The sequence below is a fragment of the Occallatibacter savannae genome, from assembly GCF_003131205.1.
GTDB lineage: Bacteria > Acidobacteriota > Terriglobia > Terriglobales > Acidobacteriaceae > Telmatobacter > Telmatobacter savannae.
On sequence record NZ_QFFY01000002.1, the window covers coordinates 306,764 to 322,353 of the forward strand.

Genomic DNA, 15,590 nt, shown 5'->3' on the forward strand with positions numbered 1-15,590 from the left:
TGATTGACACCCGCGCCACTTCCCCTGTATTCCCACTCCATGGTCCGCCTCACCGTCCTCTATCCCGCTACTCCCATCTCTACCTTCGACTGGAATTACTACCTCTCGGAGCATCTGCTCATCGCGCGCCGCCTTCTCGGCGCCCGCGGACTCGTACGCATCGAAGTCGATCGCGGCATCGGCGCCTTCCCGCCCGGCACTCCCTCCCACTACCACGCAATCGGACACCTCTACTTCGAATCCATGGTTCACCTCGATACCGCGCTCGCCGCCACCGCCTCCGACCTCATCGCCGACCAGCGCAAATACTACAGCGGCGACTCCGTCGTCCAGGTCAGCGAAGTCGTCCCCGTCTAGTCGAGCTTTGTCACGCATGCACGTGATGCGCACCCCAACGCTTGCACGTCAGGTCAGCGTTATCATTCACGCGTGAGTTTCCGCACCGCAGTTCTGCTCACCGCCGTCGCTCTCGCAGTCAGCATCTCCTCAGCCCAATCCCCACCCGAACCCCCCGACCCCTCCATTCTCCTCCGCGACCTCACTGCCGACTTCGCCCGTCTTGCTCCCCAGACCATCCGCCCCGCCGACGGCTACATCCAGCATCCCTATCTCGTCCCCTCCGGCTACTACCCTCAAATGTGGGACTGGGACGGCTTCTTCATCGGCCTCCACTGGGCCAATCAAAATCAGGCCGACGCCGCGTACCTGCGCGACTGGGTGCTCAGCTTCGCCGGCTCCGCCGACAACGACGGCTACGTCGCCGGGTGCATCACGCCCAAAGGCCCGCGTCCGCTCTTCGGCAAATTCGCCATGAAGCCCTTCCTCGCTCAAGGGGCCCTCATCGCGTCGCGCGATCTCAAAAGCTACGAATGGCTCCGGCCTGTCTGGCCCGCGATGAAGCGCATTCTCGAATACCGCCGCCGCACGCAGTTCGATCCCAAATGGGGCCTCTGGTTCTGGGACAACGCCATGCAATCCGGCGCTGACAACAACCCGGCTCTCACCAACGACGAGCACGATCGCAGCGCCATCCTCGCCGTCGACGCCTCAGTCTGGGCCATGGGCGAATACCAGGCAATGGCAATCCTGGCTCAGCATCTGGATGACACCGTCGCCGCCCGCGTCTACACCACCGACGCGATAGCCACGCGCCAGGCGATCCGCCGTCATCTCTACGCGCCGCGCGACGCCATGTTCTGGAATCGCCGACGCGATACCGGTGAAGTCATTCGCGTCGTCGCCTGGTCCAACTTCCTGCCCCTGATCGACGGCCACCTCTCGCGCGGAGAAGCTCGCCGTATCATCGACCGCTATCTCCTCAACCCCGCCCAGATGCGCTCGCCCCACGGCTTTCGCAGTCTCTCCGCGTTCAACCGCGACTACAACAACGAGGCCATCATCAATCCCTACTCCAACTGGCGGGGCCCCATCTGGGTCAACGCCAACCTCCTCGACTGGATTGCCCTCCGCCGCTACGGCTACTCAACTGAAGCTCGCTGGCTCGCCGTTACTCTCGCTGACGACATCCATCGCGACATCCAGCGCTGGGGCTCCATGCACGAGAACTACAACGCCGAGACAGGCGATGGCCTCGCCCCCACTCCTGAGCAATCGCCCAACGGCAAGTTCGCCGGCTTCGTCGGCTGGAATCTCCTCGCCCAGGACATGCTCCAGTGCGAGTTCACCAACCAGCACTGCATCACCCTCTCGCTCGACACAGCTCCGTAGCAGATGTGTCGAGCGAAGTCGCGCCGCAGCCTTGGCGAAGGCGGATCCCTCGCACTGTGGACCGAAAATCAATACTCACTGATCACTGAAAACTGAAACCTGAAAACTGACAACTGAGAACTGACAACTGAGAACTGACAACTGAGAACTATCTCGCCCCATGCGGCTTCTCCCCCGACCACGTCCACGCGCGAATCTTCCACGCTCCATCCTCCTTATGAAGCACCGCCGTGATCGATCCCTTCTCATCCATGGCCTTCCCGTGTTCCTTATAGAGATACTCGGTCGGCAGAATGACATAGGCAAAGTCGCCTTCGTGCTCGATCCGCGTCGCAGTCCCATACTTCACCTGCCCATCCGAAACACCTGTCGCCTTGGCGTGCTTGTCATAATCGGCAGCCCAGTCTTGCGCAGCATGGGGTCCCGTCCAGCGGTGTGGAGCGAACTCGTCCACGATCGTGATCTCTCCTTTTGCATACGCCGCATACGCCGACGCAGTGTCGCCCTTGTTGAACCCATCGATAAACTGCCGCACCGGAGCGGCCACATCCTCCGTTGCCGCAAACGCAGCCGGAGCCCAAAGCACACCCGCCATCAAAGCAAGCACGATCTTTCTCATTGCTTTTACCTCCTTCAGAAACCCAGGACTGTGAAATTTTTAGTCAGCCTCGCACCCTGCATTCACGCATGTCAATCACAACCTGGTTCGCCTCTCCTGCTGGGTGCGACCGGGATACACTACTCACTACTCACTACTCACTGAACACTGATCACAGACCACTGATCACAGACCACTGACTCACTTCCCCTGGAGGACCATGCCGCTTTCATCCGGCCTCTCGCGCCGCAACTTCCTCGCCGCCTCCGCCGCTGCTTTTGCTGCTCCCCATCTGCCCGCGCAATCTACCCCCACACAGCACCCCGCGATCCAGTCGCTCCCCAATCTTTCCGGCCAGGCGCGTCCCTTCACCAACGAGGAGCGCCAGGCGCGCATCGAGCGCGCCCGCGAGCTGATGACCCACAACAATATCGACGCCATCGTCCTCGCCAACTCCACCAGCTCCTCCGTCTACTTCGCAAACCTCCATCTCTTCGGCGGCGAACGCCTGTGGGCTCTCGCCCTCTGCGCGAAATCGAAACCGTTTCTCGTCTGCCCCGCATTCGAGGAAGGCCGCGCGCACGAACTCCTCGCCTCGGGTCCTCTCGGCGGCGACTGCGACATCCTCACCTGGCAGGAAGATGAAAGCCCCTTCGCGCTCCTCGGCCACGGACTCACCGATCGCCATCTCGGCTCGGCCACCATCGGCCTTGACGAACACATGGCCTTCGTCTTCTCTGAAGGCATTCGCGCCGCCAACCCGCACCTCAAGCTCGTCTCCGCAACGCCCGTGACCGCTGGCTGCCGCATGATCAAGAGCGCGCACGAGCTCGACTGCATGCGCCTCGCCTGCCGCGCCACTCTCCTCGTCTACCGTGCAGTCGCGCAATCCCTCCATCCCGGCATGACCACCGCCGACGTCCGCCAGCTCATCGACGCCGCTTATCGTCAAGTGGGGTTTGAAGGCGAGGCGAGCCTGAACGTCGACGCGTTTACGGCCGTTCCTCACGGCTCCCGCCAGCCGCAGACACTGCGGGAAGGCTCCATCCTCATGCTTGACGACGGATGCTCCGTCGAGGGCTACCAGTCCGACATCACCCGCACCTTCGTCCTCGGCAAGCCAACTTCCAAAATGCTCTCCGTCTTCGATCTCGTCCGCCGCGCGCAGACCGCAGCATTGCACACCGCGCGCCCCGGCGTTCCCGCTGCCGAGGTTGACGCCGCCGCGCGCAAGGTCATCACCGACGGCGGCTACGGCCCCGGGTTCAAGTTCTTCACGCACCGGGTCGGTCACGGCATCGGCCTTGACGGGCACGAGTGGCCCTACTTCGTTCACAACAATATGTACGGCTGGGACCTGAACCCCAAGCTCGCAGCCGGCATGACGCTCAGCGATGAGCCCGGCATCTACATACCCGGCGAGTTCGGCATCCGCCTCGAAGACGACCTCGTCGTCACTGAGAACGGCGCTGAGCTCCTCACCCCGCAATGCCCCTCGCTCGAAGATCCCTTCGCCAACGTCAGCTAAGAACTGTGTCATTTCGACCGGAGGTCGCAGAGCGACCGAAGTGGAGAAACCTGCAGTTGCCTTTTGATCTCTAGCCAGACACTCTCTCGGCTGCCGAGAACAAATCCCGGCCCGTCGGAGCGCAGCTTCGAAATCACCTATCAGCCTTCAATCCGCTGTCGATTCAACCTCACGCTTCCCGCCCTCACCATTTACGATGGTCTGTTTTCCAGCGAGAGGCGCAACCATAAACTCAAGAACAATCCATCCCGATCCCACACTCACCCGCCGCGATGTTCTCCAGGGAGTCGCCGGCCTCACCGCTGCCTCTCTTCTCCGCGCCGAATCGAAACACGCGCAGAAACAATCCGCCTGGCCCTCTGACGACGAACTCGCCACGATCCTCAAGAACCGCCTTCTCCCGTTCACCAGCGACTGGCGCTTCCACCGCGGCGACATCACCGGAGCTGAGGCGCCCTCCTTCGACGACTCCGCCTGGCGCACCCTCGACGTCCCGCACGACTGGAGCATTGAAGACCTTCCTTCGCCATCCGACTCCGGTGAAGCCGCGATCTGGAGCGAAGGCACCAACCCGCTCCGTATTGGCCCGTTCGACGCCTACCAGAGCGAAGGCCAGATCGCCACCGGCTGGACCGTCGGCGGCATCGGCTGGTATCGCAAGTCCTTCCAGGCACCCAGTCCAAAACCTGGAAGAGCGGAACTCAGGTTCGAAGGCGTCTATATGAACTCCGGCGTCTGGATCAACGGAACCCACCTCGGCAATCACCCCTACGGCTACACACCGTTCGCCTACGACCTCACGCCTCATCTGAAAGAGGGAACTAACGTCATCGCCGTTCGCGTCAACAACACCGGCAAAAACAGCCGCTGGTACTCCGGATCCGGCATCTTCCGCAAAGTCTGGCTCGCCATCAACAGCGACCTCCGCATACCCGAGTACGGCGTCTCCATCACCACACCCGAAGCGTCCAAAGCCGTAGCCACCGTCAACATCGCCGTCACCGTCGAAAACGCCTCCGCAGCAGCCAGGCGCGCCATCGCCCGCGTTCGCCTGCTCGACGCATCCGGCGCCACCGCCGCCGAATCTCAATCACCGCTGACCATCCCCGCGAGCAATACTGCAAGCGCAACCTGCGAGTTGCACGTTTCTAACCCGCATCTCTGGTCCCCGGCCAACCCCCACCTCTATCGCGCCGAAATCCTCATCGAATCCGACCGCAAACCCGGCGACGCCACGACCCTCAACATTGGAATCCGCAAAATCGAGATCGACGCGGCACAGGGCCTTCGCATCAACGGCGAACCCCTGAAACTCCAGGGAGGCTGCGTCCATCACGACAACGGTCCCCTCGGCGCCGCCTGCATTCCACGCGCCGAGGAACGCCGCGTCGAGATCCTCAAGGCCAACGGCTATAACGCTATCCGCACCAGCCACAACCCGCCCTCACGCGACTTCCTCGATGCCTGCGATCGTCTCGGCATGCTCGTTATCGACGAAGCCTTTGACTGCTGGGAGGCCGGCAACAAAAACCCGCAGGACTATCACCTCTACTTCAAGGATTGGTGGCAGCGCGATCTCGAAAGCATGATCCTCCGCGATCGAAACCACCCCTCCGTCATCCTCTGGAGCATCGGCAACGAGATCAACGAGCGCGCTGAACCCCACGGCGTCGAAATCGGCAAAGCCCTCGCCGCCCTCTGCCACAAGCTCGACCCCACTCGCAAAGTCACCGCCGCCATCTGCCACGCATGGGACCATCCCGGCCAGACTTGGGCCGACATGCAGCCCGCTTTCACCTACCTCGACGTGGGCGGTTACAACTACCAGTGGCCGCAGTACGAGAAGGACCACGCCAAATACCCCGACCGCACCATGGCCGGCACCGAATCCTTCCCCAACCAGGCCTACGAGAACTGGCGTGCCGTCGAAGCCAATAGCTACGTTCTCGGCGACTTCGTCTGGACCGCGATCGACTACCTCGGCGAGTCCGGCATCGGCCACGCCAGCATTGCCAGCGGCCAGTCGCACGACGTCTTCTCGCCGCCCTACCCGTGGTTCAATTCCTACTGCGGCGACATCGACCTCATCGGCAACAAGAAACCCCAGTCCTACTTCCGCGACGTCGTCTGGCATCGCAGCAAAATCGAAATGGCTGTTCAGCGTCCTATCCCCACCGGCTACACCGAACACATCAGCATGTGGGGCTGGAGCGACGAACTCCGCAGCTGGACCTGGCCGGGCTTCGAAAACACGCCCATGCACGTCCGCGTCTACACCCGCGGCGACAAGGTAAGGCTCCTCCTCAACGACAAAGAAGTCGGATCGAAAAACCTCACAGAAAATGACGCGCTCAAAGCCGAATTCACCGTCCCCTACGCCCCCGGGGAACTCAAGGCCATCGGCTACGAGGGCGATAGGGAACTGGGCACAGTTTCCTTCGGCACCACCGGCACGGCCCACAAACTCTTGCTCACTCCCGACAAGCCAAAGCTCACGGCCTCGCGCGACGAGCTCAGCTACGTCATGGTGCAGATCGTCGACGAGCAGGGCCGCCCGCTCCCCGATGCCGTTGTCCCCGTGACCTTCACCCTGACCGGCTCAGCAGAAATCGCGGCCGTCGCCAGCGCCAATCCCAAAGACGTCGCCAGCTTCCGCCAGCCGCATCACAGAACCTTCCACGGCGCATGCGTTGCCATAATCCGCCCCAAAGGAAACGCCGGAACCGCCGAGCTCCGCGCCGAATCTCCAGATCTTCAACCTGCCACCACGACCCTGGAGATCACTGCATAAAACTCAGGCTCCATCAACATGACTTTCGCATCGAGAAAAACCCAGCACCAAAAGTGTCCCGGTTTCTTCGAGAGACGAAATAGGGGCGATACACTGGCAGCATGTCGCCTTGGATCGCTTTTATCGTTGTCATGGTTCTTGCGCTCGCCTATCTCTACATGAAGCGCTCCGGCCAGGTTTCTTCAAAAGAGGCCGTCGAATATCTCAGAAACGGCGCCATGCTCATCGACGTGAGAAGCGCGCAGGAATTCGAATCAGGCCACATCCTCCAGGCCTACAACATGCCCCTTGATCGAGTGGATGTCCTGGTCCCAACCGCCGTGAAGGACAAAAACAAAGTCCTGCTCCTGCACTGCGCCACCGGCGTTCGTAGCGGCTTGGCGAAGAAGAAGCTCGAGGAGATCGGCTACAAAAACGTCTTCAATCTCGGTTCCTACGATCGCGCCAGCCAAATCGTCTTGGAAAAGTGAGCGACGCTAAAGCTGATGTCTCGTCCCCGCGTCCCTCGTCCTAATCCCTGCTTTTCCCCACTTCTACCAGCACTGAATAAAACGTCGGCGCCGCCCCAATATCCGTCAGCCGCTCGCTCGTCAGCGCATTGATATTCACGCCGCCCTCGCTCAACTTCGCCCAGTCCAGCCGCGCCGCTACCACGCCCCGCGGAACCGCCCCATCCACCAGCGCCGTCAACCTGATCTCTCCGCGATCGTTCCACACCCGAACCGCGTCCCCATCCGCAATCCCCCGCGCCTTCGCATCTTCCGGATGCATCTCCAGCCGCTGCGTCGTCCGCGCCTCCATCTTCCGGTGTCCTTCCAGATTCGCGAACGTCGAGTTCATGTAGTTGTCCGCCTTGCGCCCCAGCAGCTCCAGCGGATACTGCTTCGCCGCTTCCGTCCATCGCGACTCCGCCGGCGCCACATACCCCGGCAGCCCATCCTGCCCAGCCGCCGCGAGCGCCTCCGAATAGAACTCCACCTTCCCCGACGGCGTCGGCAGATCGCCTTCCGTATACGGCATGAACGGCCGCCCCTCCGGATCGCGATAGAACCCCAGCGGAATATGTCCCTTCTCCTCCAGGTCCTCCACGCTGATGTGTTCCATCCCCTTGTTCTTCGACTGCCCATCCAGGCCGATCGCCAGCGCCTGCCGGATCATCTGCTCCTCGGTATCCCTGAAGCACTGCTCCGTGAACCCCATACGCTGCGCCAGCTCGCCAAACAGCCGCACGTTTTGCCGCGACTCCCCCAGCGGCTCAATCGCCTTGTTCGACTTCTGCACGAAGTAGTGCCCATACGCGCCCTGAATATCGTCGTGCTCCAGAAACGTCGTCGCCGGCAGCACATAATCCGCATAATCCGTCGTGTCATTGAAGAACAAATCGTGCACCACCGTGAACAGATTCTCGCGCGCCAGCCCCTTCTTCACCGCGTTATGATTCGGCGCGACCGCACCCGGGTTCGAGTTGTACACAAACAGCGCCTTCACCGCCGGCCCGCCGCTCAACACCCCAACATCCCCGGCCTCAGCATTCAGCGCCTTGCCCAGGAGCGACATGTTCACCACGCGCGCCGGCCTGCCGATCGGCGAATCCAGCGCCAGGTCCATCCGCTCCAGCTCCCGCTTGTTCCACTGGAAAGCCCCCGACGTCGAGAGCCACCCGCCTCCGCCGCGATACTTCCATGCGCCCGTCAACGCCGGCAGCATCGCGATCGCCCTTGTCGCCGCCCCGCCGTTATCGCACCGCTGCATGCCGTAGTTCAGCCGAATCGCCGCCGGCCGCGTCGTCGCATATTCACGCGCCAGCGCCTCGATCTCCGCCGCGCTCAGACCAGTCCACTCCGCAACGCGCTCCGGCGTGTACTCGCGCGCCCTCTCCGCCAGCCGCTCGAACCCATGCGTCATCTCCGCGATATATGCGCGATCCTCCAACCCCTCGCGCAAAATCACGTGCATCATCCCCAGCGCCAGCGCCACATCTGTCCCCGGCCTGATCGCAATATGCCAGTCCGCCAGCGCCGCCGTCCGCGTCTTATACGGATCGATCACCACCAGCCGCGCCCCATTCCGCCGCGCCTGCTCCACCATCGGCCACAGGTGGATATTGTTCCCGTGGATATTCGCGCCCCACGCAATGATCAACTTCGCCAGCCTGAAGTCCTCCGCCGGCGTCCCCAGCTTCTTCCCATAACAAAATTCCACGCCTGCCCACCGGCCTCCGCGCAGATGGTCCTGTCCAGCTGGCTCCCTCCCAGCCGGTGAAAGAACCTGCGGTCCATCGACCCATACCCCAGCACGCCCATCGTCCCCGCGTAGCTGTACGGCAAAATCGACTCCGGCCCAAACTCATCGCTGATCTGCTGCAGCCTCGCTGCAATCGCATCCAGCGCCTCATCCCAGCTCACCCGCTCAAACGCCTCGTGCTCGCGTCCTCTCACCAGAGGGCCCTTCCCCACTCCCGCCTTGCGCCTCAGCGGATAAAGGATGCGATCCGGCGAATACACCCGGTCCAGGTACTTCGCCACCTTCCCGCACAGAAATCCCTGCGTCACCGGCTGGCTCGCATCGCCCTGCACCTTGATTGCCTTCCCGGTGTCATCCACCGTCGCCAGCACTGCGCACGAGTCCGGGCAATCATGCGAACACACCGTATGCACTACGCGAAAAGGAGAAGTCTCAGCTGTCGCGGCCATAGCGTCATTGTAAGCTGATTGCACATTTCCGCTTCCCCGGGAGCCCCCGCATGAAACGCGCCGTCACCGCCATCTGCCTCGCCCTGTTCTGCCTTGCACTCCGCCCGGCCGCGGACGCTCAAACCTCATCCGCTCCCGCCTCCGACGAAGCCCAGATCCGCGCCGCCATCCAGTCCCAGACCGACGCCTGGAACCGCGCCGACATCCCCGCCTTCATGCAGACCTACGAAGACTCCGCCGACACGACCTTCATCGGACAAACCCTCCGCAAGGGCTACAAGCCCATCCTCGAGCGCTACCAGAAGAGCTACACCACGCGCGCGCAGATGGGCACCCTCACCTTCTCCGACATCGACATCCGCCTCCTGCCTTCCGGCTGCGGAAAGTCCGAAATCGCCCTCGTCACCGGCAAGTTCCACCTCAACCGCACCGAGCACGGCGCCGCTACGAAAGACGACGGCATCTTCTCCCTGGTCTGGCGCAAAGGCCCCCACGGCTGGAAAATCATCCTCGACCACACCAGCTGAACGTAGTTCTAATCTCGGATAATGAACGAACGTATGACAGCCATTCACCTCTCTGGAGGAGTCGTTCATGACCTTCCGCCTGATCTCAGGAAGGCGCTCGCATCGGACGCAAAGGCTCGGGCTGCCTGGGAAGACATAACCCCGCTCGCACGGAACGAGTGGATATGCTGGACCATCTCGGTCAAACGAGATGACACGAGGCGGCAGCACGTCGAACGGGTGTGCTCAGAGCTAAAAGAAGGAATGCGGCGGCCATGCTGCTGGCCCGGCTGCCCGCATCGATGAGCCATCCGGCCGGTTTTAGAAAGTAATGTCCCTATTGCGGACAATCCCCCCGCAACAGCCGTTTCTCTGGACCCTACGGCTATTCAAAGCGTGGCCTCAGCAATTGAATCACTGCGTTCAACAGAAGGAGTGCAGCACCAAACGTGGCGAATCCTAGGTTATAGGTGCACTGGCGCAGACTTGATTTATTGTGATGAAACGGACCAGCGCACAGAATGATCGCGAGGCCCAGAAGCGATAGATAGAACAAGAGGCCGATCCGCGGCCACTTCAGACAGGAAATTGCCGCAATCCAGAGAAAGAGCGGAGCATAGATGGACACATGAGATATGAAGCTCTCGCGCCCCGAAAAGACGAGCACCGAAAGCAATGCCAAAATGCCGTTGAACGCGCTTGCTGCGGTAGCGACCAACACGAGCGCCCAATTTAGCTCGGAATTCGAGGACATACTCTGCTGGACCGAATCGATCGATTTATTGTGATTCGTCAGTCTACATGAGCTGTCGGTTTCCCGGGCGAGTCACCGCGCATGCGGACGTTTTTCGTGCAAAACCCGAAGATGGAATAGGCCTCGCGTATACGAAAATCAGATTCCGTACTGTCGGCCAGCCATTCCGAAATTCCGTTCACGACCTTTGCTACACACCCAACGATATACTTGCATCGATTTTCGTCTCGACAAACAACGTACCGAGTAAGAAATGTCAGCGCTGACCGGGGAACTGGTCCTTGCCAGACGAGGAGAAGGCGAGTTGAGCAAGATCACGCGTGTTGCTTTGGTGAAACGTGAAGCATTGAAGATCAGCTTCTTAGGACTCAGCCTTCCTTTTCTGTGCCTCTCCTTGCCCGCTCAAATGGGCCAGTGGGGATGGATGGGGGGAAGCGACCTGTTCCAACGCTGCAATCAGAGTTGCGTCCTGCCTGTGGGAGTCTACGGGACACTGGGAGTGACAGCACCTTCTAATGTGCCGGGAGGCAGAATGTCAGCGGCGACCTGGGCAGGCAAGGATGGGCATTTCTGGCTTTTCGGAGGGGACGGTTACGACTCCTTTGGATACGACGGGAATCTCAACGATCTATGGGAATTCGATCCAGTTACGAACCAATGGACATGGAGAGGCGGAAACAGCCAACTGCCTTTTGGTCAAAACGAGCAGGCGGGATGGCCCGGCTCCTATGGAGCATTGGGAGTGGAGGCACCGTCCAATCACCCTGGGGGAAGGCAACAATCGGCTGCCTGGACTGATCAAGCCGGAAGGCTTTGGTTATTCGGGGGCGAAGGATATGGAACGGTCAGTGGCTTAACAGGCAATCTCTTGTTCAATGATCTCTGGGTTTTCGATCCCTCAAATGCTGAATGGACGTGGATAAGCGGGAGTAGTACTGCGGGAACCAGTCAGACAGGCCAAGCGGGTGTATATGGGACGAAAGGGATTCCGGCGAAAGGAAATAGTCCGGGAAGTCGACTCGATGCAGTGAGCTGGGTCGATCAAAGCGGCAACCTATGGCTCTTTGGAGGATACGGTTTCGACTCAGCGGGGCAGGGCGCTTACCTCAACGATCTGTGGAAGTTCGACCCGGTCAACGAGCTTTGGACCTGGATGAGCGGCGTCGATGCGACTGGAATCGGGGTGAGCGGTGAACCCGGAGTTTACGGAACTCTCGGAGTTCCTGGACCAGCTAACACTCCGGGGGGGAGACAGGGAGCAGCTAGTTGGGTTGATAACAATGGAAACCTCTGGATGTTTGGCGGAAGAGGTCTCTCGAGCATCAGCAGTTCCGATGCATCCCTGAATGATCTCTGGGAGTACAGCCCATCCACAGGCGAATGGACATGGATGGGAGGAACCAGCAACCTTTCATGCGCCGAACTCTGCGGCACTCTCGGTGTATACGGAACTCTCGATACCCCATCAGCAGCGAACTTTCCAGGAGGCCGGAGCCATGCAAGCCACTGGACCGACAGGGGCGGCAATTTCTGGTTATTTGGCGGAGAAGGGTTTTCGTCCCGAGGTCAGCTCCTTCATCTCGCCGACCTTTGGAAGTTCTCGACCAAAAGCAATCAATGGACCTGGATGGGGGGCTGGAGCGTTGGAAGATCGTGCGCAGGTGGCAGCCCAGCCTGCGATTGGCCGGGTATCTATGGAACTCTTTTGAATCCCTCGATTTCTAATTCACCGGGATCGAGAGAACGATCGTCTAGTTGGACTGATGCTCAAGGCAACTTGTGGCTCTTCGGAGGATACGCTGCAGATATCACGAACATCATCGCGCCTCTCAATGATGTTTGGAATTATCAGATGGGGACAGCTAGTCCTTCGGTTGCGAATCCACCAACCTTCAATCCTGTTGCCGGCACGTACACAGCCTCGCAAAGTGTGACGTTCGCTAGCTCGACCAACAACGCAGCTTTCTACTTCACATTAGATGGAACGACTCCGACCACAAACTCATATGTATCGTCTTCAGTAAGCGTCAACTCATCAGAAACAATCAAGGCGATCGCAGTAGTTCCTAACTTCCTCAATAGCCCGGCAGCTTCTGCGACATACGTCATAAACCTCCCAGCCCCGGATTTCACGTTTAACGCGTCACCTGGGACCATCACGATCAGCCCTGGCGGAAGCGGAAGTGTGACTCTGAGTGTGACGCCGCTGAACGGATTCAATTCGACAGTAAGCTTTATCTGCAGCGGTTTGCCGAAGGGTGCTTCCTGCGCATTCAATCCATCAACCGTGACCCCGTTTATGGATTCAGTTGCGACGACGACGCTCACTATAGGTGAAACCGCACTCGCGTCGAACATGGACACTCATCCGTTTTGGCCAGGAACGATCGTTATCTCGTGTGTGTTTGCGCTGAGTTGGAAGAAGGGTTGTATTAGGCGAAACTTTCGTTTGCTTGCAGTAGCAATCGTTGCGCTCGGCGGGATCGCGGCATGCGGAGGGGCTAGCGGAGGGGCTGGCGCAGTCGGCAATGGAGGGCCCAGTCAAACACCATCAACGGTGTCGATCACTGCGACGTCAGGTTCTATCCAGAAGACAGTGAGCATTTCGCTGGTGGTCAAACAATAGCCTGCAACTGCAATCGGATTCTGAGCGTACGACCGCCCATACGGAAGTTCCTTCTAGATAGCACGAGTTGGCCTGCTGCCGTTTTGCTGACATTGAGCGTTCAAACGCTGCCGAGTAACCTGGTTCAACACTTTCATCAAAGCTTCCGCCTTCTCGCAACGAGGGGAAAGTCGCCACGGCATGAACCGACGATAAGCGTATCCCACTCTGCGTCAGGCTAGGAGTCGCCAATCGATCCAGGGCCGCCTCCGGGTCCGTCACTGCAGGGGCGCACCTCACCGGATGTCAAGCAGCCTTCCTCGGCGCACAGTCTCCATCCGACAGAAAATACGTGACTTACATGTAGTAAGCGCGTTTGCAGTCTATTGCGACAAATTCGTCATACTTGAAGTATGACTCTCATCTCTGCTCGTGCCGTACCGTCCATGACCTACCAGGACCCGCTAAGTCCTTTGTTATCAAACACCCTGTGTCTAACTTCAATTGGGAGATACACTTAGAGCGCACGCCATCCCGTAAGCTGAAGAAACCAAAGATACTTGTTTACAAGCTATATAGGGAGGGGGCGGGGGAGGGTATCGGTAAAGAACTGAAGCGCAGCGAATTCAATTCTCAGGGCCGCTCACCGTTGGACCGCCCTCAGCGAACCCGCCGTTTGCAGATCGGCCCGGCCTGCCAGCTCTGCGTATCGAACATCCGGCGGGACGTGCATTTATGGCACGTCTGGTGCGAGTCATACCGGCCCAGTAGCTCATCCCCGTTCGCACGCGGCCAGCTCCACGCGTGCGCCGGACAGCGCAACGCCAGCCAGAGCCGGTCAAGGCCCTCCACGATCTCGAACCCGGCTGGAATTGCAATTGGCGCACTCCGGCGGCCGAGCTTCGCGGAGCGGGGAAGAAGTTGAGTTGTTGCCACGATTGAAACCCTCATCGCACTGCGCGGTCTTGGAGCCGGCGCAGTTGTGTGTCACGTTCGGTCCCGGCTCCGCACGTCAAACATCAACGTTGTAGGGTCGTTCACTCGTGCACAGCGCTGAGCGGTTCGGAAACTGAGGTTATTGTAAGCACAAGGCAGGTCTGAACCAAGGCAATCTTTCTGGCCCGCGATCGTCCGGCCCCACCTTATGCACCTTCAGTTTCAAGGAGACATAACGCCTTGAAAGTGATTTGGATCACATCTCTGCGCCAGCCCGCGGCAGCCAGTCGAGTTCCGCACGCCGTTAGGACGCAAAAAAGCCCGCCCTCTTGCTCGGCAGGCTTCCTGCTAAAAAGTGCGCTCAACACTTGCAATGCAGATGCACCATCTCCAAACTAGGCAACGGGCCGGGCTCCGTCAATCACTCCTCGCCTCGCGCCGCGCACTTTGGTTTGCGACGGATTCGGCTTCGGAATCTGCAGCCTTGCATCCACCGCACGGCTCGAAGCATTACACGAGCGTAAACGATCTACTTACACAAACGAAATCAACGATTTACGCGCAACCAGATCTCGCCTTTGCCGCATCTGTTGCTGTGTGCGAAGAAATGTCGCTCGATTCATTTCCGCCGGAAGTCACTTACTTGTTGAGGTGTCCAGTGAGTTCCGCCATATCCACTGTCGTCATTAAGTCCGACCAGTCGTTCAGTCGGTTTCCCCAACTCGGCCAGGTCGTTGGTGTTTCCGGAACGCAGGGTCTGTTTGTGGTGATGGAAGTCGATCGTTCCAATCGAATCGCCCAGCTCATGGAAAAATCCGGTAAACACCGGCTCATCCAAGTCCCGTTCGCGCGCGTTCGTACCTTCAATCGGAACCTCGCGCAGGCCATTCATCGCTTTCTCGACTCCCGGGAAGATCAGTCGAAACAACGCTGACTGGAGCCAATCCACAAAACCGCAGGCGTCCGGATCGCAGTAGAATCCGGACGCCTGTAGACTTTTTGCATGAGTTGCGTATTCTGCCAGATCATCGACGGAAGCATTCCTTCCAAAGCCATCTACCAGGATGAGCACTGTTACGCCTTCGCCGACATCAAGCCGCAGGCGCCTGTCCACATCCTCGTCGTTCCGCGGCAGCACATCGCCTCCATCGCCCACGCCGAAAAGGACCATAAACATCTGCTCGGCCACCTGCAGTGGGCCGCCGCTGAAATCGCCCGAACCAAGGGCCTCTCGCAGGGATACCGCACTGTCATCAACACCGGTGAAGACGGCGGTCAGACCGTGGACCACATCCACGTCCACCTCCTCGGCGGACGTCCGATGTCTTGGCCTCCAGGCTAATCGTCGGGAATCAACGCTCCTCAGCCTTCAGCATTCATGGTGAAGTAGCTGTGCCCCATCCATTCGGCCCCTTCTGCCGAATGGGTAGGAAATCAACCTTCGCACAAAA

The 15,590-nt window shown here is 59.7% G+C and carries 14 protein-coding genes; 9 read left to right on the forward strand and 5 right to left on the reverse strand.

Going from position 1 to position 15,590, the window contains the following annotated elements:
• Nucleotides 1-3: 3 nt before the first annotated feature.
• Nucleotides 4-357 carry an EthD family reductase gene (locus tag DHV10_RS08715; protein ID WP_239461405.1) on the forward strand — a complete coding sequence of 118 codons (354 nt, stop codon included), beginning with the start codon at nucleotides 4-6 and terminating at the stop codon, nucleotides 355-357.
• 72 nt (nucleotides 358-429) lie between these two features.
• Nucleotides 430-1,728: an MGH1-like glycoside hydrolase domain-containing protein gene (locus DHV10_RS08720; protein ID WP_109485968.1), complete on the forward strand. Its 1,299-nt coding sequence runs from the start codon at nucleotides 430-432 to the stop codon at nucleotides 1,726-1,728.
• Between the two features lie 148 nt (nucleotides 1,729-1,876).
• On the opposite strand, the gene DHV10_RS08725 is transcribed toward DHV10_RS08720, so the two are convergent.
• Nucleotides 1,877-2,347: a DUF4440 domain-containing protein gene (locus DHV10_RS08725; protein ID WP_109485969.1), complete on the reverse strand. Its 471-nt coding sequence runs from the start codon at nucleotides 2,345-2,347 to the stop codon at nucleotides 1,877-1,879.
• Nucleotides 2,348-2,546: 199 nt separating this feature from the next.
• Between DHV10_RS08725 and DHV10_RS08730 the strand changes: the two genes are divergently transcribed.
• The 3 genes from DHV10_RS08730 (at nucleotide 2,547) to DHV10_RS08740 (ending at nucleotide 7,115) form a co-directional block, all read left to right on the forward strand.
• Nucleotides 2,547-3,854, forward strand: a complete 1,308-nt coding sequence (locus DHV10_RS08730) for a M24 family metallopeptidase (protein ID WP_109485970.1) — start codon at nucleotides 2,547-2,549, stop codon at nucleotides 3,852-3,854.
• Nucleotides 3,855-4,050: 196 nt separating this feature from the next.
• Nucleotides 4,051-6,645 (forward strand): glycoside hydrolase family 2 TIM barrel-domain containing protein, encoded by a 2,595-nt coding sequence (locus DHV10_RS08735; protein ID WP_109485971.1) that lies wholly within the window; start codon nucleotides 4,051-4,053, stop codon nucleotides 6,643-6,645.
• A 101-nt stretch (nucleotides 6,646-6,746) separates the two neighbouring features.
• Nucleotides 6,747-7,115, forward strand: coding sequence for a rhodanese-like domain-containing protein (locus tag DHV10_RS08740; protein WP_109485972.1), 369 nt, complete (start codon nucleotides 6,747-6,749; stop codon nucleotides 7,113-7,115).
• Between the two features lie 40 nt (nucleotides 7,116-7,155).
• Here the strand turns inward: DHV10_RS08740 and DHV10_RS27960 are convergent, their stop codons facing one another.
• Nucleotides 7,156-8,847: a molybdopterin-containing oxidoreductase family protein gene (locus tag DHV10_RS27960; RefSeq protein ID WP_275425900.1), complete on the reverse strand. Its 1,692-nt coding sequence runs from the start codon at nucleotides 8,845-8,847 to the stop codon at nucleotides 7,156-7,158.
• A complete protein-coding gene (locus DHV10_RS27965) occupies nucleotides 8,784-9,338 on the reverse strand; it encodes a molybdopterin-dependent oxidoreductase (protein ID WP_275425901.1) in 555 nt (184 codons plus the stop codon). Before DHV10_RS27965 ends, DHV10_RS27960 begins: the two co-directional genes overlap by 64 nt.
• A gap of 50 nt (nucleotides 9,339-9,388) precedes the next feature.
• Between DHV10_RS27965 and DHV10_RS08750 the strand changes: the two genes are divergently transcribed.
• The 3 genes from DHV10_RS08750 (at nucleotide 9,389) to DHV10_RS28475 (ending at nucleotide 13,224) form a co-directional block, all read left to right on the forward strand.
• Nucleotides 9,389-9,865, forward strand: a complete 477-nt coding sequence (locus DHV10_RS08750) for a YybH family protein (RefSeq protein WP_109485973.1) — start codon at nucleotides 9,389-9,391, stop codon at nucleotides 9,863-9,865.
• 33 nt (nucleotides 9,866-9,898) lie between these two features.
• Nucleotides 9,899-10,150 (forward strand): YdeI/OmpD-associated family protein, encoded by a 252-nt coding sequence (locus DHV10_RS28215; protein WP_109485974.1) that lies wholly within the window; start codon nucleotides 9,899-9,901, stop codon nucleotides 10,148-10,150.
• Between the two features lie 2,300 nt (nucleotides 10,151-12,450).
• Nucleotides 12,451-13,224, forward strand: coding sequence for a chitobiase/beta-hexosaminidase C-terminal domain-containing protein (locus DHV10_RS28475; protein WP_476703839.1), 774 nt, complete (start codon nucleotides 12,451-12,453; stop codon nucleotides 13,222-13,224).
• Between the two features lie 639 nt (nucleotides 13,225-13,863).
• Here the strand turns inward: DHV10_RS28475 and DHV10_RS08770 are convergent.
• Together DHV10_RS08770 and DHV10_RS08775 are read right to left on the reverse strand one after the other, a co-directional pair.
• The gene (locus tag DHV10_RS08770) at nucleotides 13,864-14,139 is read right to left on the reverse strand and encodes a hypothetical protein (RefSeq protein ID WP_109485977.1); all 276 of its coding nucleotides are present in this window, start codon (nucleotides 14,137-14,139) and stop codon (nucleotides 13,864-13,866) included.
• 619 nt (nucleotides 14,140-14,758) lie between these two features.
• A complete protein-coding gene (locus tag DHV10_RS08775) occupies nucleotides 14,759-15,031 on the reverse strand; it encodes a hypothetical protein (protein ID WP_162601345.1) in 273 nt (90 codons plus the stop codon).
• A 111-nt stretch (nucleotides 15,032-15,142) separates the two neighbouring features.
• Between DHV10_RS08775 and DHV10_RS08780 the strand changes: the two genes are divergently transcribed.
• Nucleotides 15,143-15,481, forward strand: coding sequence for a histidine triad nucleotide-binding protein (locus tag DHV10_RS08780; protein WP_109485979.1), 339 nt, complete (start codon nucleotides 15,143-15,145; stop codon nucleotides 15,479-15,481).
• The last annotated feature ends 109 nt before the right edge of the window (nucleotides 15,482-15,590 follow it).